Source organism: Cryobacterium sp. 10C3 (assembly GCF_034314285.1).
Lineage (GTDB): Bacteria > Actinomycetota > Actinomycetes > Actinomycetales > Microbacteriaceae > Cryobacterium > Cryobacterium glucosi.
In genome coordinates this window covers 663,843-686,966 of the sequence record NZ_JAVIWF010000002.1, presented here as the reverse complement: position 1 = coordinate 686,966, position 23,124 = coordinate 663,843, and the positions used below count along the sequence as shown (strand labels likewise).

General features: G+C 68.0%; 20 protein-coding genes and 1 pseudogene. 6 read left to right on the top strand and 15 right to left on the bottom strand.

The window, feature by feature from the left end; all coding sequences use genetic code 11:
• Window positions 1–34 precede the first annotated feature (34 nt).
• On the top strand, window positions 35–1,141 hold the full coding sequence (locus tag RGU41_RS03855; protein ID WP_322135592.1) for an aminotransferase class V-fold PLP-dependent enzyme: 1,107 nt from the start codon (window positions 35–37) through the stop codon (window positions 1,139–1,141).
• A gap of 110 nt (window positions 1,142–1,251) precedes the next feature.
• Here RGU41_RS03855 and RGU41_RS03850 read toward each other — a convergent pair whose 3' ends face one another.
• Together RGU41_RS03850 and RGU41_RS03845 are read right to left on the bottom strand one after the other, a co-directional pair.
• Window positions 1,252–1,956 carry a type 1 glutamine amidotransferase domain-containing protein gene (locus tag RGU41_RS03850; RefSeq protein WP_134447394.1) on the bottom strand — a complete coding sequence of 235 codons (705 nt, stop codon included), beginning with the start codon at window positions 1,954–1,956 and terminating at the stop codon, window positions 1,252–1,254.
• A 57-nt stretch (window positions 1,957–2,013) separates the two neighbouring features.
• Entirely contained in the window at window positions 2,014–3,030 is a 1,017-nt protein-coding gene (locus RGU41_RS03845; RefSeq protein ID WP_322135591.1) for an NADP-dependent oxidoreductase, read from the bottom strand.
• A gap of 119 nt (window positions 3,031–3,149) precedes the next feature.
• On the opposite strand from RGU41_RS03845, the gene RGU41_RS03840 reads away from it, so the two are divergent.
• The gene (locus RGU41_RS03840) at window positions 3,150–3,755 is read left to right on the top strand and encodes a TetR/AcrR family transcriptional regulator (protein ID WP_134447390.1); all 606 of its coding nucleotides are present in this window, start codon (window positions 3,150–3,152) and stop codon (window positions 3,753–3,755) included.
• A gap of 9 nt (window positions 3,756–3,764) precedes the next feature.
• Here RGU41_RS03840 and RGU41_RS03835 read toward each other — a convergent pair whose 3' ends face one another.
• The 4 genes and pseudogenes from RGU41_RS03835 to RGU41_RS03820 form a co-directional block, all read right to left on the bottom strand.
• On the bottom strand, window positions 3,765–4,529 hold the full coding sequence (locus tag RGU41_RS03835; RefSeq protein ID WP_134447388.1) for a fumarylacetoacetate hydrolase family protein: 765 nt from the start codon (window positions 4,527–4,529) through the stop codon (window positions 3,765–3,767).
• The gene (locus tag RGU41_RS03830; RefSeq protein WP_322135590.1) at window positions 4,526–5,710 is read right to left on the bottom strand and encodes a branched-chain amino acid aminotransferase; all 1,185 of its coding nucleotides are present in this window, start codon (window positions 5,708–5,710) and stop codon (window positions 4,526–4,528) included. Before RGU41_RS03830 ends, RGU41_RS03835 begins: the two co-directional genes overlap by 4 nt.
• Window positions 5,707–6,789 carry a 3-isopropylmalate dehydrogenase gene (locus tag RGU41_RS03825; protein WP_134447385.1) on the bottom strand — a complete coding sequence of 361 codons (1,083 nt, stop codon included), beginning with the start codon at window positions 6,787–6,789 and terminating at the stop codon, window positions 5,707–5,709. The genes RGU41_RS03830 and RGU41_RS03825 overlap by 4 nt, the downstream gene beginning before the upstream one ends.
• Window positions 6,790–6,888: 99 nt before the next feature.
• Window positions 6,889–8,414, bottom strand: a pseudogene (locus tag RGU41_RS03820) (MFS transporter).
• A gap of 91 nt (window positions 8,415–8,505) precedes the next feature.
• Here RGU41_RS03820 and RGU41_RS03815 point away from each other — a divergent pair.
• The gene (locus tag RGU41_RS03815) at window positions 8,506–9,099 is read left to right on the top strand and encodes a TetR/AcrR family transcriptional regulator (RefSeq protein WP_134560903.1); all 594 of its coding nucleotides are present in this window, start codon (window positions 8,506–8,508) and stop codon (window positions 9,097–9,099) included.
• On the opposite strand, the gene serA is transcribed toward RGU41_RS03815, so the two are convergent.
• Window positions 9,089–10,681 (bottom strand): phosphoglycerate dehydrogenase, encoded by a 1,593-nt coding sequence (gene serA, locus RGU41_RS03810; RefSeq protein WP_134447379.1) that lies wholly within the window; start codon window positions 10,679–10,681, stop codon window positions 9,089–9,091. The two genes, RGU41_RS03815 and serA, sit on opposite strands and share 11 nt — an antisense overlap.
• A gap of 96 nt (window positions 10,682–10,777) precedes the next feature.
• Here serA and RGU41_RS03805 point away from each other — a divergent pair, with 96 nt between their 5' ends.
• The gene (locus RGU41_RS03805; RefSeq protein WP_134560902.1) at window positions 10,778–11,182 is read left to right on the top strand and encodes a hypothetical protein; all 405 of its coding nucleotides are present in this window, start codon (window positions 10,778–10,780) and stop codon (window positions 11,180–11,182) included.
• A 27-nt stretch (window positions 11,183–11,209) separates the two neighbouring features.
• Here the strand turns inward: RGU41_RS03805 and RGU41_RS03800 are convergent, their stop codons facing one another.
• From RGU41_RS03800 to RGU41_RS03790, 3 genes are read right to left on the bottom strand one after another with little or no spacing between them, the layout of a single operon-like run.
• Window positions 11,210–11,629 carry a hypothetical protein gene (locus RGU41_RS03800; RefSeq protein WP_322135589.1) on the bottom strand — a complete coding sequence of 140 codons (420 nt, stop codon included), beginning with the start codon at window positions 11,627–11,629 and terminating at the stop codon, window positions 11,210–11,212.
• Window positions 11,626–12,177: a DNA polymerase III subunit gamma/tau gene (locus tag RGU41_RS03795; protein ID WP_134447373.1), complete on the bottom strand. Its 552-nt coding sequence runs from the start codon at window positions 12,175–12,177 to the stop codon at window positions 11,626–11,628. The genes RGU41_RS03800 and RGU41_RS03795 overlap by 4 nt, the downstream gene beginning before the upstream one ends.
• Window positions 12,178–12,186: 9 nt before the next feature.
• The gene (locus RGU41_RS03790; RefSeq protein WP_241975377.1) at window positions 12,187–13,032 is read right to left on the bottom strand and encodes a FadR/GntR family transcriptional regulator; all 846 of its coding nucleotides are present in this window, start codon (window positions 13,030–13,032) and stop codon (window positions 12,187–12,189) included.
• Window positions 13,033–13,110: 78 nt separating this feature from the next.
• Here RGU41_RS03790 and RGU41_RS03785 point away from each other — a divergent pair, with 78 nt between their 5' ends.
• Together RGU41_RS03785 and RGU41_RS03780 are read left to right on the top strand one after the other, a co-directional pair.
• Window positions 13,111–14,031, top strand: coding sequence for a carbon-nitrogen hydrolase family protein (locus RGU41_RS03785; protein WP_322135588.1), 921 nt, complete (start codon window positions 13,111–13,113; stop codon window positions 14,029–14,031).
• Between the two features lie 56 nt (window positions 14,032–14,087).
• Window positions 14,088–15,458 carry an APC family permease gene (locus tag RGU41_RS03780; RefSeq protein WP_134559394.1) on the top strand — a complete coding sequence of 457 codons (1,371 nt, stop codon included), beginning with the start codon at window positions 14,088–14,090 and terminating at the stop codon, window positions 15,456–15,458.
• A gap of 96 nt (window positions 15,459–15,554) precedes the next feature.
• Here the strand turns inward: RGU41_RS03780 and ilvC are convergent, their stop codons facing one another.
• The 5 genes from ilvC to RGU41_RS03755 form a co-directional block, all read right to left on the bottom strand.
• Window positions 15,555–16,583 carry a ketol-acid reductoisomerase gene (gene ilvC / locus RGU41_RS03775; RefSeq protein WP_134447367.1) on the bottom strand — a complete coding sequence of 343 codons (1,029 nt, stop codon included), beginning with the start codon at window positions 16,581–16,583 and terminating at the stop codon, window positions 15,555–15,557.
• Between the two features lie 65 nt (window positions 16,584–16,648).
• The gene (gene ilvN, locus RGU41_RS03770) at window positions 16,649–17,158 is read right to left on the bottom strand and encodes an acetolactate synthase small subunit (RefSeq protein ID WP_134447365.1); all 510 of its coding nucleotides are present in this window, start codon (window positions 17,156–17,158) and stop codon (window positions 16,649–16,651) included.
• A 4-nt stretch (window positions 17,159–17,162) separates the two neighbouring features.
• On the bottom strand, window positions 17,163–19,007 hold the full coding sequence (locus RGU41_RS03765; RefSeq protein ID WP_134447363.1) for an acetolactate synthase large subunit: 1,845 nt from the start codon (window positions 19,005–19,007) through the stop codon (window positions 17,163–17,165).
• A gap of 38 nt (window positions 19,008–19,045) precedes the next feature.
• A complete protein-coding gene (ilvD, locus tag RGU41_RS03760) occupies window positions 19,046–20,740 on the bottom strand; it encodes a dihydroxy-acid dehydratase (protein ID WP_322135587.1) in 1,695 nt (564 codons plus the stop codon).
• 43 nt (window positions 20,741–20,783) lie between these two features.
• Entirely contained in the window at window positions 20,784–23,000 is a 2,217-nt protein-coding gene (locus RGU41_RS03755; protein ID WP_241975378.1) for a bifunctional alpha,alpha-trehalose-phosphate synthase (UDP-forming)/trehalose-phosphatase, read from the bottom strand.
• Window positions 23,001–23,124 lie beyond the last annotated feature (124 nt).

Here is a 23,124-nt window from a genome sequence, read left to right as displayed (position 1 = left end):
TGTCGAATGAGTGCGAGCGGCGGATGCTGGAGGAATGACCAGCCCAGCCTCCCCCGACACGACCCGCTCGCGAATCGACGGTCCGCCACTGGGCATCCCCGCAGCCCGGGCGCAGTTCCCCGGCGGGCGCGGGTACCTCGCCGCCTGCACGCTCGGGCTGCCGACGGCCGGAACGGTCGCGGCCCTTCGCGCAGACCTCGACGCCTGGGCGAGCGGCTCTGCCTCGGCCGCAGGGTACGCCGCGCTCGTCGAACGGGTGCGTGCCGTCTACGCGCGGCTCGTGATGGTACCGGTGCGCCGGGTGGCAATCGGTTCCCAGGCTTCCGTGCTCGCGGGCCTCGTGGCCGCGAGCGTTCCGGACGGGTCGGAGGTGCTCTGCGTCGACGGCGACTTCAGCTCGATGGTCTTCCCGTTCCTGAACCAGGCCCACCGCGGCGTCACTGTGCGACACGTTCCGCTCGCGCACCTGGCCGAGAGCATCACGGGTAACACCTGGTTGGTCTCCTGGTCACTCGTCCAGTCCGCGACGGGCACTGTCGCCGAGACGACGGCGATCATCGCCGCTGCGCGCCGTCACGGGACCTTCACCCTGTGCGACACCTCACAGGCAGCCGGGTGGATGCCTGTGGACGCCTCGGTCTTCGACGCCACGATCTGCCACGCGTACAAGTGGTTGTGCGCGCCGCGCGGCGTGGCTTTCCTCACGATTGCCGAGGGGTTCGGCTCCGTCGTGCGCCCGGCCCAGGCCGGCTGGTACGCCGGCGAGGACGTCTGGGGCTCCTGTTACGGGCCGGGAATGCGGCTCGCGGCCGACGCCCGTCGTTTCGACGTGTCGCCGGCGTGGCAAACCTGGGTCGGTGCGGAACCCGCCCTCGAGTTCTTCGGCACACTCGACCTGGCCGAGGTGCGACGGTACGACGTGGGCCTCGCCGACGCCTTCCGCGCCGGACTCGGCATCGACCCGACCGAACAGACCGGCCAGGCCACCGTGACGTGGGCGGATGCCGCGGGCACCGACCTCGCGCGCCTCACGGCGGCCGGACTCACGGCATCCGGTCGGGCGGGCCGCGCTCGCGTGGCCTTCCACCTCTGGAACGATGCCGACGACGTTCAGGACGCGCTCCGCGCCCTCGGCCGCTGACGCCGCAGCCGCTGACAACGCGACCGCCGGCACCGCGTGAGGTGTCGCAGATCGAGGTTCGCGGGCCTCCGGAACCTCGATCTGCGACACCTCAGGCGCGCGTGCTTCTACTACTTTGCAGCGACGACGGCGATGATCCGGGCCGCGAGCTCGCCGGAGGATGCCGGGTTCTGACCGGTGTACAGGTTACGGTCGACTTCGATGTGCGCGGTGAACGGCGCCGCCTCGACGAAGTCCGCGCCGAGGTCCACCAGGCGGGTCTGCACGAGCCAGGGCGCCTTGGGCGCCAGTCCCCCGATGACCTCTTCCTCGTTCGTGAACCCGGTCATGCGATAACCGGTGAACGGCCAGCTGCCGTCCGCGCGCTTCGCGGCGAGGAGCGCGGCAGGGGCGTGGCACAACACGGCCAGGATACGGTCGGTGTCGAGCGCCTCGGTCATGAGCGCGCCGGACGTCGCGTCGACAGCGAGGTCCTCCATCGGGCCGTGGCCACCGGGGTAGAAGACCACGTCGTAGTCGGCGACATCGATGTCGTCGATGCTGCGCGGGGCGTCGAGCTCCTCGCCGATCGACCCGAGGTAGGCGATGATCTCGGCGGCCCGGTCCTCCCCGCCCGCGGCCTGGGGGGTGAGGCTGCCGCGGTCGATCGTGGGCGCGACCCCGCCGGGAGTCGCGATGGTGATGGACCATCCGGCCTCGCTGAATCGCCGGTGCGGTTCCGCGAGCTCCTCCGCCCAGTACCCGGTCGGGTGCAGGGTGCCGTCATTGAGGGTCCAGTGGTCAGCGGCGCTGACGACGAAGAGTACGTGGGCCATGATTCTCCAATGTTCAAAAATGGGTGGATGCGTGTCGTGGAGCGGGATCGAGTCGGCTCAGACGGTCCTGCGCACGACCATCTTGCCGGTGTTCTCTCCGCGCATGAGGCCCAGGAAGGCCTCGACCGCGTTGTCGATCCCGTCGACGACGGTCTCGTCGAAGACGACGGCGCCGCTCGTCAGCCATCCGGACATCTCGGTCGAGAACGCGCCGAAGTGCTGCAGGTAGTTGCCGACCGTGAACCCCTTCAGGGTGAGCCCGCGGGTCACGATGTTCGACATGTTGCGGGGTCCCGCGGATGCCTCGGTCGTGTTGTAGAGGGAGATCGCGCCGCAGAGTGCAGCGCGTCCGCCGTCCTTGAAGGCGCCGAGGGCGGCCTCGAGGTGCTCTCCCCCGACGTTGTCGAAGTACACGTCGATGCCATCGGGTGCGGCGAGGGCGAGCTGGCCGGCGATGTCGCCGTCCTTGTAGTTGAAGGCGGCGTCGAAGCCGTATTTGCTCGTGAGCAGCGCAACCTTCTCGGGCGTGCCTGCGGAACCGACAACGCGGCCGGCACCCTTGAGGCGGGCGATCTGGCCGACCATGCTGCCGACGGCCCCGGCTGCGCCCGAGACGAAGACCGTGTCGCCGGGCTTCATGCCCGCGATGTCGAGGAGGCCGACGTAGGCGGTGAGAGCGGTCATCCCGAGCACGCCGAGGTAGGCGGAGAGCGGAACGCCGGGCAGTTCGGGCACGACGCGGAAGCCCGCGGCGGGGGCCTGCACGAGGTCGCGCCAGCCGTACTGGTGCACGACGACGTCGCCGACGGACACTCCGTCGGCGGCAGATGCGACGACCCGGCCGACCGCGCCACCGGTCATGGTCTCGTCGAGTGCGTAGGGCGGCGAATAGCTCTTCACATCGTTCATCCGGCCGCGCATATAGGGGTCGACGGACACGAACTCGTTGGCGACGCGGATCTCGCCGGGCGCGAGCTCCGGCAGGTCGACGTGGACCGTGCGGAAGTCGGCCGCCGTCGGCCATCCGACGGGGCGTGCGGCGAGCTGGATCTGGGTGCTGGTATTCGCTGTCATGGGTGACTCCTGAACTTCTCTGTGCCGAACGTGGGGCTCGGAACGTTTTTGTACCGACTGGTTTACTATATGCTGAATCGAACGGTACACAAAAACCCGACCACTGACTGGAGACCGAGATGGGCCGCACGCCGAGCTTTGACGCTCCCGTCGTCGTGACCGCGGCACGCGACCTGTTCTGGGACCGCGGCTTCGAGGCGGCGTCCCTCGCCGACCTCGAGCGGGTCACCGGGCTCAACAGGTCGAGCCTGTACCACGCGTTCGGAAGCAAACGCGGGCTCTTCGACGCCGCGGTCGCGGACTACCTCGAGACGGTCATCCGCCCGCGCCTGCGCCCGCTGCTCGCCGAATCGGCCGGCCGTGCCGCCCTGCTCGCGTACTACGGCGACCTGAGCCTGGCCGTCGCCTCCCTGCCCGACGATTCACCGCGCCGGGGCTGCCTGCTCGTCAACTGTGCAGCGGGACTCGCCGGCCACGACGACCCCGCCAGGAAGGTCGTCGACGACTACCGCGCCGAGCTCACGGCGGCACTCCGCAACGCCCTCGCGGGAGCGGCGGCCGAGATCGCTCCGGGCACGGATGCCGGGGCCGCTGTCCTCGACGAACGCGCCCGCACGCTCGCCGCCTTGTCGATGAGCGTCATGCTGCTCGCCCGGGTGAACCGGGACGAGTCGCTCGCACTCCTCGCCACGGCCGCGGACCAGGTCCGGTCCTGGCACCCCTGATCTATTGCTCTAGAGGCGCTTGACCGGGTTCGTCAGGATGCCGATGCCCGGGATCTCGATCTGCACGGCGTCGCCGTCGTGGACCTTTTCGGCGCGGTCAGGGGCGCCGGTGAGGATCACATCGCCCGGCAGGAGCGTGAAGACGCTCGAGACGAACGCGACGACCTCGGCGACCGAATGCTTGTAGAGCGCAGCCGTCCCCTTCTGGAACTTCTCGCCGTTGACCCGACCGGTCAGGTGCAGGCTCGTCCAGTCGTACTCGGTGTCGATCACGGGGCCGAGCGGGCAGAACGAGTCGAAGCTCTTGGCGCGGGCGAGCTGCCCGTCGCGCTCGAGGAGATCGCGCGCCGTCACGTCGTTCGCAATCGTGTACCCGAAGATGACGTCTTCGGCGTTCTCGACCGTCACGTTCTTCGCGATCTTGCCGATCACGATCGCGAGTTCGCCCTCGACGCGCACGTCGTGGGACTGCGCCGGGAGGAAGATCGGGTCGTCCGGCCCGATCACCGAGGTGTTCGGTTTGAGGAAGAAGAGGGGCTCGCGCGGTTCGGCGTGCTCGCGTTCTTCGTCGTCGGAGAAGAACGCATGCGCCATGCCCACGATCTTGGAGCGCGGGATCACGGGCGCGAGCAGCTTCACGTCGCGCAGGGCGATCCGGTCGCCGGTCGGGTCGTACCCGGCGAACATCGGGTCGCCCTTGAGTACGACGAGCTCATCGTCGTCGACGATGCCGAAGGCGATGATTCCGCCCTGGCTGAACCGCGCGACCTTCACGCCTGGTCCGCGGGTACGTCGAGGCGGGTGAGCCAGCCGTGCCGGTCGGGCAGCAGCCCGTACTGGATGTCGGTCAGCTCCTGGCGGAGCGCCATCGTGATCGTGCCGGCCGGCGCATCCGCATCGCCGATGGCCAGGCCGCCCGGTCCCTTGAGCTGTGAGATCGGGGTGACCACGGCGGCGGTGCCGCACGCGAAGACCTCGGTGATGGCACCGGATGCGATTCCGTCGCGCCAGTCGTCGAGGGTCACGTCGCGCTCCTCGACAGTCAGTCCCCGGTCACGGGCGAGCTGGATGATGCTGTCGCGCGTGACACCCTCGAGGATGGTGCCGGTCAGTCGCGGGGTGACGAGCGTGTCGGTGCCGTACACGAAGAAGACGTTCATCCCACCGAGCTCGTCGATGTGCGAACCGGTTTCCCCGTCGAGGAAGAGTACCTGGGCGCAGTCGTTGTCGTATGCCTGCATCTGCGGCAGGAGCGAGGCGGCGTAGTTGCCACCGCACTTCGCGGCCCCGGTTCCGCCGCGGCCGGCACGGGCGTATTCGGTCGAAAGCCAGATCTTGATCGGGGCGACGCCGTTGGCGAAGTAGGCGCCCGCAGGGCTCGCGATGACGTAATAGCCGACCTTGTGGGCGGCGCGCACACCGAGGAAGCTTTCGTTGGCGATCATGAACGGTCGCAGGTAGAGACTCGTCTCATGGTCCGACGGCACCCAATCGCCGTCCACGGCGATCATCTGCCGGATCGATTCGATGAAATCGCTCTCGGAGAGCTCCGGCAGGGCGAGCCTGCGTGCCGAACGCTGGAGCCGGTCGGCGTTCTTCTCCGGGCGGAAGGTCCAGATGGAGCCGTCGGCGTGGCGGTAGGCCTTGAGCCCCTCGAAGATCTCCTGGCCGTAGTGCAGCACCGAAGAGGCCGGGTCGAGCTGCAACGGGCCGTACGGGACGACCCGGGCATCGTGCCAGCCCTCCTCGACGGTCCAATCGATCGAGACCATGTGATCGGTGAACTTCTTGCCGAAACCGGGGTCGGCGAGGATCTCCTCACGCTCGGCCCTCGTGCGCGCCATCGTGGACGGCGTCAGGCTGAAGGTCAGCGGGAAGGCGCCCGTGGTCGCGGCGTCGGTCGTGGTGCCTGTGGTGGTCTCGGTGGTGGTGTCGCTCAGTGCTGCCTGGCTCATTGGAGTCCCTTGTCTGTCATTCGAGTCACGATGGCGTCGCCCACCGCGCTGGTACCGCGCGACGCCGTGAATGCCCCATTTTCCGTACGGGCCGCGATATCGGCGACCACCGCGTCCCGGACCCGGGCCGCGGCATCCGTCAGGCCCAGGTGATCGAGCAGGAGGGCGACGGAAAGGATGGCGGCCGTCGGGTCCGCAAGCTGCTTGCCCGCAATGTCGGGGGCCGAACCGTGCACCGGTTCGAACATGCTCGGGAACCGGCCGTCCGGGTTGATGTTCCCGGATGCTGCCAGGCCGATGCCGCCGCTGATTGCGGCCGCCAGGTCGGTGAGGATGTCGCCGAAGAGGTTATCCGTGACGATGACATCAAATCTACTCGGATTTGAGACGAGGAAAATCGTCGCAGCATCCACGTGCAGGTAGTCCACCGTCACGTCGGGGTATTCGGCGGCGACGGTCGTCACGATCCGCTGCCATAGGCCGCCGGCGAAGACGAGCACGTTGGTCTTGTGCACGAGGGTCAGGTGTTTGGCCGCGCGGCCCCTGGCGACCTCGAAGGCGTAGCGTACGACGCGTTCGACGCCGAAGGCCGTGTTGACCGAGACCTCGTTGGCGACCTCGTGCGCGGTGCCCTGGCGGATGGCGCCGCCGTTGCCGACGTACGGCCCTTCGGTGCCCTCGCGCACGACGACGAAGTCGACGTTGCCGGGAGCCGCGAGCGGGCTCGGCACACCGGGGAACAGCACGCTCGGTCGCAGGTTGACGTAGTGGTCGAGCGAGAAGCGCAGCCTGAGCAGCAGGCCCCGCTCGATGTTCGCGTTCGCGAGGCGCGGGTCGCCGGGCACTCCCCCGACGGCGCCGAGCAGGATGGCGTCGTGGGCGGCGATCGCCCCGAGGTCATCATCGGTGAGCACGTCGCCCGTCTCGAGGAACCGGGTCGCGCCGAGCGAGAACCAGGTCAGCGCGAATTCGACGTCGTCGGCCACTGTCGCTGCGCCGAGCACCTTGACGGCCTCGGCGACGACTTCGGGTCCGATCCCGTCTCCGGGAATGACGGCGAGCTTGATCTGACGGGACATGGGACTCCTGGGGGCTCGGATTGCTGTACCCAAACCCTACTGCGACGCGTCAGGTCGGGTGATCCCCGCGTCTTCGTCACTCCCGGAATCGACGCCGGCTCACCGCGCCGAGCGCAGTGCGACCCAGGCGACCATGGCCGCTACGACCACGAGTCCGGCTCCGATCCAGGCGGTGGGACCGATTCCCGTGAGGAAGGCCTCCCGCGCAGACTCCAGCAGCATCCGGCCGGCTCCTGCCGGCAGCTCGGCCGCAACGGCGACGGCCCCGCCGAGGGTCTCCCCCGCCGCGGCCCGTTGTCCGGCGCCGAGCCCATCAGGCAGCACCACCGCGGAGCGGTATGCCGAGGTGAGGATGCTGCCCAGGACCGTGGTGCCGAGAACCGCGCCCAGTTCGTATGCGGTTTCCCCGACAGCGGATGCAGCGCCCATCTTCTCCGGCGGTGCGCTCGCCACGATCAATTCGTTCGACACCGTCTCGGCAGCCCCGATCCCGATCCCGAGGGCGACGAAGGCGACGGCCACACCGGCAGGGCCGAATCCGGCTCCGCCGATCGCGAATGCCGTGTACCCGGCCGCAGAGAACAGCAGCCCGGCCGGGATCACGATCGACGGCCGGATCCGCCTGGCGATCGGGACGACGATCAATCCGGCCAGGATCATCGCCACCAGGCCGGGCACGAGTACCAGGCCGGCAGCGAGGGGCTCCAGGCCGAGGACGAGCTGGAGGTATTGCGAGACGAAGAACAGTCCGCCGACGAGCGCGACGACGCTCAGGAAGTTGACCCCGACCGCGCCGCTGAACGAACCGCGACGGAAGAGTGCGAGGTCGAGCATCGGCTCATGGAGACGCCGCTGCCGATGGGCGAAGAGGATGCCGGCAACCAGTCCCACTGCGATCGACACGGTTCCGGCGACGCCGAACCCGGAGTCGGCGAGCGTCTTGATGCCGAAGACGATCGGGAACATCGTCAGGAGCGAGAGCAGGATGCTCGGCACATCGATCGCACCCGGGTTCGGATCCCGGGATTCCGGCACGATCAGCGGCGCCACCACGAGCAAGGGCAGCAACAGCGGGACCGCGAGCAGGAAGACGGATCCCCATTCCCCGTTCTCGAGGATGAGTCCGCCGACAACGGGGCCGAGTGCGCTGCCGGCCGCGAAGCCGCTCGCCCAGATGGCGATGGCGAGGCGGCGCTCATTGCGTTCCGTGAAGACGGACCGCAGGAGTGCGAGCGTGGGCGGCATCAGCATGGCCCCGAACACGCCCAGTGCAGCACGGTCGAGGATGAGCCATTCGATGCTCGGCGCGAAGGAGGCGATCACCGACATCGCTCCGAAGCCGGCGGAGCCGATCAGCAGCAGTCGGCGCCGGCCGATCCGGTCGCCGAGGCTGCCCATCGAGACCAGCAGCCCCGCGAGTACGAGGGGTAGATGTCGATCACCCAGAGCAGCTGGGTGCCGCTCGGGCTGAGGGCCTCGGAGATCTGCGGCAGGGCAAGGTTCAGCACGGTGTTGTCGATCGAAACGAGCAGCACCGGCAGCATCAGCACCGCAAGGGCCCACCAGCGGCGCACGGGCGCGGCGCCGGGTTGGACGGGGATCCGGGGGCGGGTCGGGGTTGACACGGTGCAACAACTTTCCGGGCAGGGGACGGGTGGACCCGTCGCAGAAGGGGGACGGCACAAAACTATACCGTCCAGACGGTACAGTAGCACCATGACACCCTCGCCCGTCCAGCCCCCGCTCCGGTCAGCCGACCATTCCCCGACCCGGGACCGGGTCCTCGACGCGTTCACCGGGCTCCTCATCGACCAGGGCGAACGTGCGGCCACCCTCGAGGGTGTCGCCGCGGCGGCCGGCCTGTCGAAGGGCGGGCTGCTCTACCATTTCGGGTCGAAGGAGGCCCTGGTCCGGGGACTGCTCACCCGGCTCGAGGAGCTCGTGGCCGACGACATCGTACGCATCCGCTCTGCGGCGGCCGGACCCGTTGACTACCTGATCCGGACCTCGATGAGCGAGGGCACTCCCCTGGACCGCACCATCGCGGGAGCCGTGCGCCTGGCGCAGGGATCGCATCCGCTGGCCAACACGGCCGTTGTCTCAATGCGGCGCCAGTGGCTGGCCGTGATCGAGGAGACCGTCGGGGATCCGGACGTCGCAGAGGCGATCATGTTGATCAGTGACGGACTGTACTTCGGTTCCACCATCACGAGCGCGGCCTATCCCGCCGCCGACGTGGTGTCGGCGGCGAGACTGGACCGGTTGCTCGCCGTGATCGGTCGAATGACCGACCGGACCGCTACTCCGTGATGGCGATTTCGACCATCACGTCGGCCGAGATCGCGTCGCGCACGGTGGCGAGCAGGCTCGCCGAGACGGGTGAGTCGACGGTCAGCACGCTCAGCGCCTTGCCGCCGGCCTCGTGGCGGGCGATCTGCATGCCCGCGATGTTGATCTGGGCGTCGCCGAACTCGCGGCCGTAGACGGCGACGATTCCGGGGCGGTCGGTGTAGACCATCACGATCAGGTGCTCGGCGAAGGTGACCTCGACGTCGTACCCGTTGATCTCGACGATCTTCTCGATCTGCTTCGTGCCGGTCAGGGTGCCGGAGACGGAAACCTGTGAGCCGTCTGCGAGGGCGCCACGAATCTGGATGACGTTGCGGTACTCCGGCGATTCCTTGTCGGTGAGCAGGCGGACCGCGATGCCACGCTGCTCGGCGAGCAGCGGCGCGTTCACGTAGGAGACGGTCTCGCTCACGACGTTCGTGAAGATGCCCTTGAGTGCCGCAAGGCGCAGCACGCTCACGTCGTAGTCGGCGAGCTCGCCGCGCACGTCGATGTCCACGCTTGTGAGCGGGCGCTGTGCGGTGAGGCCGGAGAAGACCTGGCCGAGCTTCTCGACGAGGGGGATGCCGGGGCGCACGTAGGGGTCGATGACGCCGCCGGCGACGTTGACCGCGTCCGGCACGAGTTCGCCGGAGAGGGCGAGGCGCACCGACTTCGCGACGGAGACGCCGGCCTTCTCCTGGGCTTCGTCGGTCGATGCACCGAGGTGCGGGGTGGTGATCAGGTTTTCCAGGCCGAGGAGCTTCGACCCGGTCGGGGGCTCAGACACGAACACGTCGAGGCCGGCCCCGGCGATGGTGCCGGCAGTCAGGGCGTCGTAGAGGTCGTCTTCGTCGATGAGGCCGCCTCGGGCGACGTTGATCACGAACGCGGTCGGCTTCATGAGCTTGAACTGCGCGGCTCCGATCATGCCGGTCGTCTCCGCCGTCTTCGGCATGTGGATGGTCACGAAGTCGGACTGCGCGAGGAGTTCTTCGAGAGTCACGGGCACAACGCCGAGCTGCTGCGCACGGGCGGAGGTGATGTACGGGTCGAACGCGATGATCTTCGTGCCGAAGGCCTGCATTCGAGCGGCGATGAGGGCGCCGATACGGCCGAGGCCGATGATGCCGACGGTCTTTTCGTACAGTTCGACACCGGTGTACTTGGAGCGCTTCCACTGCCCCTCTGCGAGGGCGCCACTCGCGGCGGGGATGTGACGGGCGAGGCTAATAATGTGACCGACGGTCAGTTCTGCGGCAGAGATAATGTTCGAGGTCGGTGCATTGACGACCATGACGCCTGCGGCCGTCGCAGCCTTAATGTCCACGTTGTCGAGTCCGACACCGGCGCGGGCGATCACCTTGAGCAGGGGTGCAGCCGCGATAGCCTCGGCGTCGACCTTCGTCGCGGAGCGCACGAGCACGGCGTCGGCCGTTGCGAGCGCGGCGAGCAGGGCCGGCCGGTCCGTGCCATCGACAGTGCGGACCTCGAAGTCGGGTCCGAGTGCATCGACGGTTGCGGGTGATAATTCTTCAGCGATAAGAACGACTGGTTTTGACACGAAAACAGAACCTCCGATAGCAGCAGCAATTGTGGCTCGCGCCGCGACCGTGGGGCGCCAGTATTGGGTCGAGTCTATCGGCCGTAATATTCCCCAATGAGCACTGTTACGTTGGACTCCCTCCAGTTCGTCCTGCGCTGCCTTCTGGCCGTCTTCTTCTTCGGCGCGGGGATCACCCACTTCATCCCGGTGGTCCAGCGCACGATGGCTGCCATGATCCCGCCGGGACTCCGCTTCACGGGATTCTTCGGCGCGCGTGGCCCCGTCGTCCTGGTGATCTTCACGGGCGTCTGCGAGATGCTCGGCGGCCTCGGCCTGCTCTGGCCGCCGACCACCGGAGTCACCGGAGTCATGCTCGTGATCTTCCTGATCGCGGTCTTCCCGGCCAACGCGTTCGCCGCCCGCGACCCGCTGCGCTTCGGCCGGGCCGCGATCCCGCTCCGGACCCGGGTCATCGAGCAGGTCGCGCTCATCGCCCTCGTCGTGCTGGCGATTCTCTGAGCCTGCGATCCCGGTCCGACGCCTCGATCAGACGATCAGGCTGCCGAGTCCGAACTGGTAGATATCGAGGGCGAGGGCGGATGCGAGGGCCAGGCCGACGAGGAACAGGGCGGCCTGCGCGTACACTGGCCTGCCCCGTCCGATCCGGGCGGCGAGCAGGAAGATCAGGATCGGCAGGAGTACCCCGGCGATCAGGATTCCCCAGCCGAACCCGCTGAGCTGGGTGTCGAGGGACCCGGCGGCGAGGTTGAGGCCGATCAGGTTCCCGAGGGCCGCCCAGACATCCCAGGCGTAGAACAGTCCGAAGAAGACGGCGACGACCAGGAACGGCCAGGAAGGCCTGCGGCGCTGTGGTGCGGCGACGGTCTCGGTCGAACCGGTGCCGGACGCATCGGGACCGGACGTGTCCGGACCGGACGGGTTCGGGAGTGCGACGGGCTCGCTCATGCGACGGCCCCTCCGCTCACGAGGAGCGGGAGCGGAGCGAGCAGCACGACGCCGAGGAGCAGCCAGAGGATTCGTCCGCGCGGCCGGGTCGGGGTCAGCCAGAGCGTCACCGCGAACCACGCGACGGGGGCCGCGACGGCGAGCCAGGTTCCGAGGCTGAACATGAAGCTCGCGAGAGCGTCGCCGAGCGGATTGTCGATCCGGCTCACGCCGATGAACCAGCCGATCGTGAAGAGCAGGTAGATGCCGCCGAACACCCCGAGGGAGATGAGGGTGAATGAACTCATCGGCGAGCGTTCCGAGTTGCGGGCCGCGGCATCCGCTTCGATCGCAGCGGTCGGGCCCTTGACGCTCCAGCCGTCCGGCAAAGCGGCGTAGACCGGAGCGCTGGCCGGTGCGGAGGCAACGGGGTCTGACTCGACCGGCGTGCGCGAGTTCTCGCGGGCGTCGGCGTCCTCCGACCGGGTTTGCAGGGTGGGATCGTCGTCGCCGGCCCAGCCGAGCGCGTCGTCGTCGCGCGGATTTCCGCCGCGTGGTGCTGAAGTCATAGGGCCAGATTAGCCGTCGGAGTGCGGCGCCGCGTCAGGCAGCGGGTCAGGAGACCTGGAGGGGGGCGTGGCGGTGACCGCTGTCGGGGCATCGTTCGGTGGCTGCGGCAGCCCCATGAACATGGTGTGGTGCAGGGCCTCGACGTGCGCGCGGGCGATGCGCACGGCATCCACAGGGTCGGAGCGGCGGAGCGCGGCAACGAGGTCGGCGTGGTCGTCGTTGACCCCGTGCAGGAAGGAGATCGGATAGGGCAGGAAGTATCGGTAGAGGGCGGCGAGGGCGGCACGGTAGAGGGGAAGGGCGAAGTCGAGACCGCTCGCGACGGCGACTCCGACGTGGAAGCTCTCGTCGGCCAGGTGGTACTCGGTCCAGCTTCTGGCCTCCCGCATCCGGGTGATCTGCAGGTCGAGGACGGCGAGGTCGGATTCCGTCGCGGCGAGCGCGGCGTGGTGCACGACGGCGCACTCGAGGAGCACCCGTCGGTCGATGAGATCGTGTACTTCGGCGGCGTCTGCGAGATAGCTGCGGATCTCGGCGACGGCCGAGTGGGCGGGGACGTCGGCGACAAAGGTTCCGCCGCCTCGGCCCCTGCGGCGCACGAGCACGCCGTCGTCCGCGAGGCTTTCGAGCGCTCGCCGGGCCGTGATCGGGCTGACGGCGAGAGCCTCCGCAACGTCGTCGACGGGCGGGACACGCTCCCCGGGCAGGAGCAGGCCGAGGTCGACGGCGAGGGCGAGCCGGGCCCGCACGGTGTCGATGGCCGCGAGGCGGGTGATCCCGGTGACGGCGGCGGCGGTCAGGGCCGCGAGGCCCGATGGCGCCGCTTCAGTGTCGCCCGGTATCGATGTGGTCACGACACCACAATAATCGACACGAAACGCGCCGGTAATGTTCAAAATGATCTAATTTAGGAGAACTCGGAAGGACGAAGGATGAGAACCCTGAAAGTGGCCGCCGTGCAGGCGGCTCCCCAGCTGATCGGAGCCGCGATCGAGCCGTTCGCCGCCGAGCTGCGGTCCGTGCTTGCCGGAGCCCCCGATGCCGACGTGGTGGTGTTTCCCGAGTTGCATCTCTTCGGCTCCCCCGCGGACCGCGGCGACGTCACGTCAGAACCTGAGTCGGCCGACGCACGGAACGCGAGCCTCAGGGCATCCGCCCAGCCCCTCGACGGCCCGCTCGGCGATTCCCTCGGAGCGCTCGCCAGGGAGGCAGGCATCTGGCTCGTTCCGGGGAGCGTGTGCGAACTCGGCCAGAACGGGGAACTCTTCAACACGGCCGTGGTGTACGCCCCGACGGGGGAACGCGTGGCCTCATACCGCAAGATGTTTCCCTGGCGGCCGTTCGAACCGTACGATCCCGGCGACCGGTTCGTCGTCTTCGATGTGCCCGGTGTCGGGCGGCTCGGCCTCTCCATCTGTTATGACGCCTGGTTCCCCGAGGTGACCAGGCATCTCGCGTGGCTCGGTGCAGAGGTGGTACTGAACCTCGTGAAGACGACGACGGACGACCGCGCCCAGGAGCTCGTGCTCGCCCGCGCCAACTCGATCGTGAACCAGGTCTTCACCGTGAGCGTCAATTGCGCAGGTCCCGTCGGCCGGGGTCGGAGCATCGTCGTCGACCCGGAGGGCCACGTCCTCGACGAGAGCGCTGACACCAACTCCGACGTGCTTCTTACCACCATCGACCTCGACCACGTGACCCGGGTGCGAGTGCAGGGAACCGCGGGTACCAACCGACCGTGGGCGCAATTCGCCGACACGGATGCCCCGATCGAGCTCCCCTGTACGGCGGCCGGATCTCTCCGTCCAGCTGGCAGCCCCAGTCCTGGTCCCCGACCTCTCCAGCCCCGCTGATCTCAGTAGTAGCCCCCTCAGTTCGCCCCGCCACCCCAACCCAGTAAGGACGACCCATGGTTACGCCAACGCACCCCAGTCCCACCCTCACTCGTTCTCTCACGCTCTCCTCTGTCGTAATCTTCGGCCTCGCCTATATGACGCCGATCATCGTGCTCGGGATCTTCGGCATCGTCGCCGAGGTCACCGGCGGCGCCACGCCCGCCGCCTACCTCGTGGCCCTCGTCGCGATGCTCTTCACCGCATCGAGCTATGGGCGGATGGCCGCCGCGTACCCGGTCGCGGGGTCGGCATACAGCTACGTGCGCCGCGCGATCGACTCCCGCGTCGGTTTCCTCGTCGGCTGGGCCGTCCTTCTCGACTATCTCTTCCTGCCGATGGTGATCTGGCTGATCGGTGGCGCGTACCTCGGCGCTCAATTCCCCGACGTGCCCGGGTGGATCTGGATCCTCGGGTTCATCCTCGCGACGACCGCGCTCAACATCATCGGGATCCGGGTGGCACAGAAGGCGAACTACATCCTGATGGCCTTCCAGGTGCTCGTGATCGTGCTCTTCGTGGCCCTCTCGATCGGCTCCGTCCTCACGAACTCCGGCCCGCTTGCCCTCTTCAGCTCCACGCCGTTCTTCAACGACACGGCGAGCCTCACCGGCATCTCCGCAGGGGCCGCGATCGCCGCATACTCCTTCCTCGGTTTCGACGCCGTCACGACGCTGACAGAGGAGACGATCAACCCGCGGAAGACCATGCCGCGCGCGATCATGCTCATCGCCCTGATCGGCGGAGCGATCTTCATCGTCGTGGCGTACACGACGACACTCGTCCAGCCGGGCGGCGTCTTCGAGAACGTGTCGTCCGCCGCCTTCGACATCGCTCTCACCATAGGCGGCAACGTGTTCGGCGCGATCTTCATCGCCGGGCTCGTGCTCGGCCAGTTCGCCTCCGGGCTCGCCGCCCAGGCCGGAGGAGCCCGTCTTCTCTACGCGATGGGCCGCGATGGCGTCCTCCCCCGCCGAATCTTCGGCACCATCAGCGAGCGCTACCGCACGCCCGTGATCAGCATCATCATCACAGGAGCCGTCGGCCTCATCGCCCTGTTCCTCGACGTGGCAACCTCGACATCGTTCATCAACTTCGGCGCCTTCACCGCGTTCACGTTCGTGAACCTCGCCGTGATCGCCTTCTTCATCCGCGAGCGCAGGGCCGGCCGGCACCACAACGTGTGGCTGTACGTGGTCGTGCCCGCGATCGGAGCCGTCATCGATGCATGGCTGCTCACCAAGCTCGACGTGAACGCGATCACGCTCGGCCTCACCTGGCTCGGCGTGGGCGTCGTCGTGCTCGCCATCCTGACCAGGGGCTTCCGGATTTCGCCGCCCGACCTGGCCTTCGAGGAGGCTGAAGAGGCCGTCCTCACCGAGCACTGACCCTGCGGGGCGTTACGACGAACGGCGGGGCTCCTCGGGTAGAGGAGCCCCGCCGTTCATGGTGCGGTGCGCGGTGCGTCGTGCGCGATGCGGTGGTTAGCGGGCGGCTTCGCCGTCGACGTAGTCGTCGTCGTTCGAGGCGTTCCACGCGAAGAGCTTGCGCAGCTCGCGGCCGGTGGCCTCGATCGGGTGCTCTTCGCCCTTCTTGCGGAGAGCGAGGAACTCGGGTGCTCCGGCGTCCTGGTCGGCGATGAAACGCTCGGCGAACGCGCCGCTCTGGATGTCGGCGAGAACGGCCTTCATGTTCTCCTTGACGTGCGGGTCGATCACGCGCGGGCCGGAGACGTAGTCGCCGTATTCCGCGGTGTCGGAGACGCTCCAGCGCTGCTTGGCGATGCCGCCCTCCCACATCAGGTCGACGATGAGCTTGAGCTCGTGCAGCACCTCGAAGTAGGCGACCTGCGGCTGGTAACCGGCCTCGGTCAGGGTCTCGAAGCCGTACTGGATGAGCTGCGAGACGCCGCCGCAGAGCACGGCCTGCTCGCCGAACAGGTCGGTCTCGGTCTCTTCGGTGAAGGTGGTCTTGATGCCGGCGGCACGGAGCCCGCCGATCGCCTTCGCGTAGCTGAGAGTCAGCGGCCAGGCATTGCCGGTCGCATCCTTCTCGACGGCGACGATGACGGGTACGCCACGGCCGGCCTCGAATTCGCGACGCACGGTGTGGCCGGGTCCCTTGGGGGCGACCATGACGACGTCGACGCCCTCCGGTGCGGTGATGTAGCCGAAGCGGATGTTGAACCCGTGTCCGAAGACGAGCGCCTTTCCGGCCGCGAGGTTCGGAAGCACGTCAGCGGCGTAGAGGTGACGCTGCACCTGGTCGGGCGCGAGGATGACGATGACGTCGGCCCACTTGGCTGCCTCGGCGGTGCTGAGGACGGTGAAGCCGACCTCTTCGGCCTTGGCCTTCGACTTCGAGCCATCCTTCAGGCCGATGACGACCTCGACACCCGAGTCGCGGAGGTTCTGGGCATGCGCGTGTCCCTGCGAGCCGTAACCGATGACGGCTACCTTCTTGCCCTGGATGATCGACAGGTCAGCGTCTTTGTCGTAGTAAATCTCAGACACGAGTGGTTATCTCCTAGTTGTTTGGTGAAGAAAGGTCGGTGAAGAAAGGGGGTGAGGGGCGGACGCTAGCTCTTGAACACGCGTTCGGTGATCGATTTGGACCCGCGGCCGATGGCGAGCAGTCCGGACTGTGCGATTTCCTTGATCCCGTAGGGCTCGAGCACGCGCAGCAGCGCCTGGGTCTTGCCGGAATCCCCGGTCACCTCGATCACGACGGAGTCAGGGGCGACGTCGACGACCCGCGCACGGAACAGCGTGACGGCTTCGAGCACCTGGGACCTCGTCGTGTTGTCCGCACGCACCTTGACCAGCAGGTGCTCGCGCTGCACGGACTGCGCGGGGTCGAGCTCGACGATCTTGATCACGTTGATCAGCTTGTTGAGCTGCTTCGTGACCTGCTCGAGCGGGAGGTCCTCGACGTCGACGAGGATGGTGATCCGCGACAGGCCGGGGATCTCGGTGTGGCCGACCGCGAGGCTTTCGATGTTGAAGCCGCGCCGGGCGAAGAGGCCGGCGACGCGGGTCAGCAGGCCGGGCTTGTCCTCGACGAGGAGGCTCAGGACATGGGAACTCATGGGCTTACTCCTCTCCCCAGGTCGGTGCGTGGTCTTTCGCGTACTGCACGTAACTGTTGCTGACGCCCTGGGGCACCATCGGCCAGACCATCGCATCGCGGCTCACGACGAAGTCGATCACGACCGGGCGGTCGTTCGTCGCGAGGGCGAGCTTGATCGCGTCGTCGACCTGGTCCGCGCTCGTGACGCGGATGCCGAGCGCACCATACGCCTCGGCGAGCTTCACGAAGTCGGGCACCATCGCCGAGCCGTGCCCGGTGTTCAGGTCGGTGAAGGAGTGCCGACCGTCGTAGAACAGGGTCTGCCACTGGCGCACCATGCCGAGCGAGGAGTTGTTGATGATCGCGACCTTGATGGGGATGTTGTTGATCGTGCAGGTCGCGAGTTCCTGGTTGGTCATCTGGAAGCATCCGTCACCGTCGATCGACCAGACCACCCGGTCGGGTTCTGCGACCTTGGCGCCCATCGCCGCGGGAACGGAGTAGCCCATCGTGCCGGCACCGCCCGAGTTGAGCCAGGAGTTGGGGCGCTCGTACTTGATGTACTGGGCCGCCCACATCTGGTGCTGGCCGACGCCGGCGGCGTAGACGCCCTCCGGCCCGGTCAGTTCACCGATGCGCTTGATCACGTACTGCGGGGCGAGCAGGCCGTCCGTCGGCTCGGAGTAGCCGAGCGGGAACTCCTCGCGGAGACCGTTCAGGTAGCTCCACCACTCGGTGAAGTCCGGGGTGGTGGTCTTGAGCACCGCGGAGAAGGCGACGGTCAGGTCGGCGAGCACGTCCTTGGCGTCTCCGACGATGGGCACGTCTGCGGTGCGGATCTTGGAGATTTCCGCGGGGTCGACGTCGACGTGCACGATCGTGGCGTGCGGCGCGAACTCGCTGACCTTCCCGGTGACCCGGTCGTCGAAGCGGGCGCCGAGCGCGATGATCAGGTCGGCCTCCTGCAGGGACAGCACGGCGGGAACGGTGCCGTGCATGCCCGGCATGCCGAGGTGCTGGTCGTGCGAGTCCGGGAAGGCGCCACGGGCCATCAGCGTCGTGACGACGGGCGTGCCGGTGAGTTCGGCGAAGGCGAGGAGCTCGGCGGATGCGCGGGCGCGGATGACGCCGCCGCCGACGTACAGCACGGGCTTCTTCGCATCGGCGAGCAACTGGGCTGCCGCCTGCACCTGCTTGCCGTGGGCCTTGGTGATCGGACGATAGCCGGGCAGGTCGATCTTCGGCGGCCAGATGAACGGCGCCGTCTTCTGCTGGGCGTCCTTGGTGATGTCGACGAGCACAGGGCCTGGCCGGCCGGTCGAGGCGATCAGGTAGGCGGATGCGATCGCACCGGGAACGTCTTCCGGGCGCTTGACGAGGAACGAGTGTTTCGTGATCGGCATCGTGATGCCGACGATGTCGGCCTCCTGGAAGGCATCCGTGCCCATCAGCGTCGAGAAGACCTGGCCGGTGATGCACAGGATCGGCACCGAGTCCATGTATGCGTCCGCGATCGCCGTGACGAGGTTCGTGGCGCCGGGGCCTGAGGTCGCGATGGCGACGCCGACGCGGTTGCTCGCCGAGGCGTAGCCCTCCGCAGCGTGGCCGGCGCCCTGCTCGTGGCGCACCAGGATGTGCCGGATGGCGTCCTGGGTCATCAGCTCGTCGTAGAGCGGGATGACGGCGCCGCCGGGCAGGCCGAAGACATCCGTCACGCCGAGCAGTTCGAGGGTGCGGATGATCGCACCGGAACCGGTGAGGAGTTCGGGCTCACCGGATGCTGCCGCGGCCGTCGCCGCGGCGGACGACGTGGCGGCCGAGGTCGGCGAGGGCGTGGGTGATGGCACGGGGTTCTGTTCCGCGGTCATTGATTCAGGTCCCTAAGGTCGAGTACGAATGGTGAGCGCTACCCCGTGACGGCGCCAACGGCCGCCGATTGCACGAGCTTCGTGTACTTGGCGAGCACGCCGCGGGTGTAGCGCGGAGGGAGAGGCGCCCAGCCGACTCGTCGGGCGTCGAGCTCTTCAGGGTCGACCAGTAGGTCGAGCGTGCGAGCTGCGATATCGACCCGTATGAGATCACCATCGCGCACGAAGGCGATCGGACCTGCGTCCACCGCTTCGGGTGCTATGTGGCCGATACACAGTCCGGTTGTGCCGCCTGAGAATCTGCCGTCCGTTAACAGTAGTACATCGGCACCGAGCCCGGCGCCCTTGATGGCCGCGGTGATCGAGAGCATCTCGCGCATGCCGGGGCCTCCCTTGGGGCCTTCGTAGCGGATGACGACGACGTCGCCCTTTTCGATGGTGCCCTCGGTGAGGGCGTCCATCGCCGCGCGCTCGCGCTCGAAGACGCGGGCGGGTCCGGTGAACACGTCACTGTCGAAGCCGGCGGTCTTGACGACAGCGCCCTCCGGCGCCATCGAGCCCTTGAGGATGGTGATGCCGCCGCTCTTGTGGATCGGGTTGTCGAGCGTGCGGAGCACCTCGCCGTCGAGGTCGGGCGGGTCGATCTCCGCGAGGTTCTCTGCGACGGTCTTCCCGGTGACGGTGAGGGCGTCCCCGTGGATGAGGCCGGCCTCGAGCAGGGCGCGCATCACGGCGGGCACCCCGCCGTGGCGGTCGACGTCGTTCATGACGTACTTGCCGAACGGCTTCAGATCGCCGATGTGCGGAACCATGTCGCCGATCACGTTGAAGTCGTCGAGGCTCAGTTCGACCTCGGCCTCGCGGGCGATGGCGAGCAGGTGCAGCACCACGTTCGTGGAGCCGCCGAAGGCCATGGCGACGGCGATCGCATTCTCGAAGGCCTTGCGGGTGAGGATGTCCCTGGCCGTGATGCCGAGGCGCAGGAGGTTGACGACGGCCTCGCCGGAGCGGTGCGCGTAGTAGTCGCGGCGGCGGTCGGCCGAGGCGGGGGACGCGGATCCCGGAAGGCTCATGCCGAGGGCTTCTGCGACGCTCGCCATGGTGTTCGCGGTGTACATGCCGCCGCAGGCACCCTCGCCGGGGGCGAAGGCGCACTCGATCCGCTTGGCGTCGGCCACGGACATCCGCCCGGCCTTGACGGCGCCGACGGCCTCGAACGAGTCGATGATGGTGATGTCTTTTTCGGTGCCGTCCGAGAGCTTGACCCAGCCGGGCGCGATCGAGCCCGCGTAGAGGAAGACACTCGCGAGATCGAGCCGGGCAGCGGCCATCAGCATGCCGGGCAGGGACTTGTCGCAGCCGGCGAGCAGCACGGAGCCGTCGAGGCGCTCGGCCTGCATGACGACCTCGACGGAGTCCGCGATGACCTCTCGGGAGACGAGGGAGAAGTGCATGCCCTCATGGCCCATCGAGATGCCGTCGGAGACGGAGATGGTGCCGAACTGCAGCGGATAGCCGCCACCGGAGTGCACGCCCTCCTTGGCCGCCTGCGCGAGGCGGTCGAGGGACAGGTTGCACGGTGTGATCTCGTTCCAGGAACTCGCGATGCCGATCTGGGGTTTGTCCCAGTCCGCGTCGCCCATCCCGACGGCACGGAGCATTCCGCGGGAGGTCGTGGCTTCGATTCCGTCGGTGACGTCGCGACTACGCGGTTTCAGATCGATCTCAGGCATGTAGTGATTCTAGAACCTGTGTTTCGGGAACTTTGCCGCAGGGTTACCGTTCGCTGGGAGTTCCGGGGGTTCCGGGAGCTGGGGCGGCCTCCCGGAGGTCGGCGATCAGCTGCAGCACGATCGGCACTTCCTCCGGTCCGCGCACCCGGTAGCCCGCGAGGGAGGTGCCTGCGCCGATCTTCAGTCCGAGGTCGCCGGGGTGCAGTGCGGTGAAGGCGTCTTCGTCCGTCACGTCGTCTCCGGCGTAGAACACCCGGTCGGCGCCCGTGTATGCACGGAGCCGTTCGAGCGCGTCACCCTTCGAGCTCGAGCGCACGGAGAATTCGAGCACATTCTTTCCCTCGCGCACGGTGAGGTCTGGCAGCACGGCGCCGAGCTGCACGCGGGCGTCGCGTTGCACGGCCTGGCCGGCCTGCGCGGTCGACTTGCGGGTGTGCAAGGCCAGGCCGGCGGGCTTCCGTTCGATCCATGCACCCGTCACGGATGCCGAGACCCGTTCGAGCACGCGGGCGAGCGTGTCGAGCTGGTCGAGTTCGTCCTGGTCGAGTCCGAGCTCTTCGCCCGGGGTGTCCAGCTGGACCTCGATGCCGTGTGAACCGGTCAGAAGCACCTCGACCTGCGGTTCGGCGACCTGGCGCAGGCTCGCGAGCGACCGGCCGGAGACGAGGGCGACACGCACGCCGTCGAGTCCGATCAGGCGTTCGACGGCCTCCCGGGTGCCGGCGACGGCACGCGAGTCCTGGGGGTTGTCGACGATCGGGGCGACGGTGCCGTCGAAGTCCAGCGCGATGAGCAGCGAGCCCGCGGAACTGAAGTCGCGGAGGGCGTGAGCGAGATCATCGGGAACGCCGGGCTGCACGGCGGCACCCTCCCGGAGTGTGCGGAGGAAGGACGACGACCAGGCGGCGACGTCGTTGTCGAACACCTTGCGGCGCAGGGCGCGCATCCGCCGCTGCCGTTCGGGGCGCGGCATCGCGATCGCACGCAGGATGGCTGCCTTCATGCCGTCGATGTCGTGCGGGTTGATCAGCACGGCCTGCTTGAGTTCGTCGGCCGCCCCGGCGAATTCGCTCAGGACGAGCACGCCGTCCTTGTCGTCGCGGACGGCGACGTATTCCTTCGCGACGAGGTTCATCCCGTCGCGGAGGGCGGTGACGAGCATGACGTCTGCGGCGAGGTACAGGGCGACCATTTCCTCGCGCGGGTAGCCGTGGTGGTGGTAGCTGATCGCGGTGTGGCTGATCGTCGAGTAGTCGCCGTTGATCCGGCCGACGGCGAGTTCGATCTCGTCGCGGAGGGCCATGTACGCTCCGACCCGTTCCCGGGACGGGCTCGCGACCTGCACGAGGGTGACGTCCTCGACGGAAATCGACCCGTCCTCGAGGAGCTCGCCGAAGGCCTTCAGCCGGTGGCCGATGCCCTTGGTGTAGTCGAGCCTGTCGACGCCGAGAATGATCGTCTTCGGGTTGCCGAGGTCCTCGCGGATGCGGCGCGCGCGGGCCTGGATCTCCGGACGTTTCGCGAGGTCGGCGTATGCGACGGCGTCGATCGAGATCGGGAAGTGCTTGGCGATCACCCGGCGGTGGTGTCCCCCGGCGCCTGGAACGTCGATCGCGACACCGCGGGTGGTGTATCCGAAGAGGCGACGGACCGCGCGGGAGAAGTTGCCGGCATCCGCCAGCCGCTGGAAGCCGATCAGGTCGGCGCCGAGCAGGCCGTCGAGGATCTGCTTACGCCACGGGAGCTGCGCATAGATGCCGTACGGCGGGAACGGTATGTGGTTGAAGAAGCCGATCACGAGGTCGGGGCGCATGTCCCTCAGCATCCGCGGCACGAGTTGCAGCTGGTAGTCGTGCACCCAGACGGTTGCACCGGCTGCCGCGGCCGCGGCGGCCGCTTCGGCGAACCGGCGGTTGACGCGCACGTACGCCTCCCACCATTCGCGGTGGAAGCTCGGCGGGGAGATCACGTCGTGGTAGAGCGGCCAGAGGGTGTCGTTGGAGAAGCCCTCGTAGTAGTCCTCGAGGTCGGCGTCGGTCAGTGAGACGGGAACGATGTTGATGCCGTCGTTTTCGAAGGGGGCGAACTCGCGGTCGGCGACGCCGGGCCAGCCGACCCACGCGCCGTCGGAGGAGCGCATCAGCGGCTCGAGGGCGGTGACGAGTCCGCCGGGTGAGGTCTTCCAGCTTTCGGTGCCGTCCTCGGCGACGACGAAGTCCACGGGCAGCCGGTTCGAGACAGCGACGAGGGCGTATGTCACCTTCGGCTCGGCGGCGGGCGTGTTAACGGCTTCAATCGAAATGGCTGGTCCGTTCCGGTACCTGCACGGCGCACGCACCTCGGTGAACTTCCAAGGATACCAGCAGCCCCGGCGGAGCCCCTGA

What these genes read in the sequence shown, in the direction of transcription:
- RGU41_RS03855 (WP_322135592.1), top strand. Translation starts at nt 35, where the DNA reads ATGACCAGCCCAGCCTCCCCCGACACGACCCGCTCGCGAATCGACGGT.
- RGU41_RS03850 (WP_134447394.1), bottom strand. Translation starts at nt 1,956, where the DNA reads ATGGCCCACGTACTCTTCGTCGTCAGCGCCGCTGACCACTGGACCCTC.
- RGU41_RS03845 (WP_322135591.1), bottom strand. Translation starts at nt 3,030, where the DNA reads ATGACAGCGAATACCAGCACCCAGATCCAGCTCGCCGCACGCCCCGTC.
- RGU41_RS03840 (WP_134447390.1), top strand. Translation starts at nt 3,150, where the DNA reads ATGGGCCGCACGCCGAGCTTTGACGCTCCCGTCGTCGTGACCGCGGCA.
- RGU41_RS03830 (WP_322135590.1), bottom strand. Translation starts at nt 5,710, where the DNA reads ATGAGCCAGGCAGCACTGAGCGACACCACCACCGAGACCACCACAGGC.
- RGU41_RS03825 (WP_134447385.1), bottom strand. Translation starts at nt 6,789, where the DNA reads ATGTCCCGTCAGATCAAGCTCGCCGTCATTCCCGGAGACGGGATCGGA.
- RGU41_RS03815 (WP_134560903.1), top strand. Translation starts at nt 8,506, where the DNA reads ATGACACCCTCGCCCGTCCAGCCCCCGCTCCGGTCAGCCGACCATTCC.
- RGU41_RS03805 (WP_134560902.1), top strand. Translation starts at nt 10,778, where the DNA reads ATGAGCACTGTTACGTTGGACTCCCTCCAGTTCGTCCTGCGCTGCCTT.
- RGU41_RS03800 (WP_322135589.1), bottom strand. Translation starts at nt 11,629, where the DNA reads ATGAGCGAGCCCGTCGCACTCCCGAACCCGTCCGGTCCGGACACGTCC.
- RGU41_RS03795 (WP_134447373.1), bottom strand. Translation starts at nt 12,177, where the DNA reads ATGACTTCAGCACCACGCGGCGGAAATCCGCGCGACGACGACGCGCTC.
- RGU41_RS03785 (WP_322135588.1), top strand. Translation starts at nt 13,111, where the DNA reads ATGAGAACCCTGAAAGTGGCCGCCGTGCAGGCGGCTCCCCAGCTGATC.
- RGU41_RS03780 (WP_134559394.1), top strand. Translation starts at nt 14,088, where the DNA reads ATGGTTACGCCAACGCACCCCAGTCCCACCCTCACTCGTTCTCTCACG.
- ilvN (WP_134447365.1), bottom strand. Translation starts at nt 17,158, where the DNA reads ATGAGTTCCCATGTCCTGAGCCTCCTCGTCGAGGACAAGCCCGGCCTG.
- RGU41_RS03765 (WP_134447363.1), bottom strand. Translation starts at nt 19,007, where the DNA reads ATGACCGCGGAACAGAACCCCGTGCCATCACCCACGCCCTCGCCGACC.
- ilvD (WP_322135587.1), bottom strand. Translation starts at nt 20,740, where the DNA reads ATGCCTGAGATCGATCTGAAACCGCGTAGTCGCGACGTCACCGACGGA.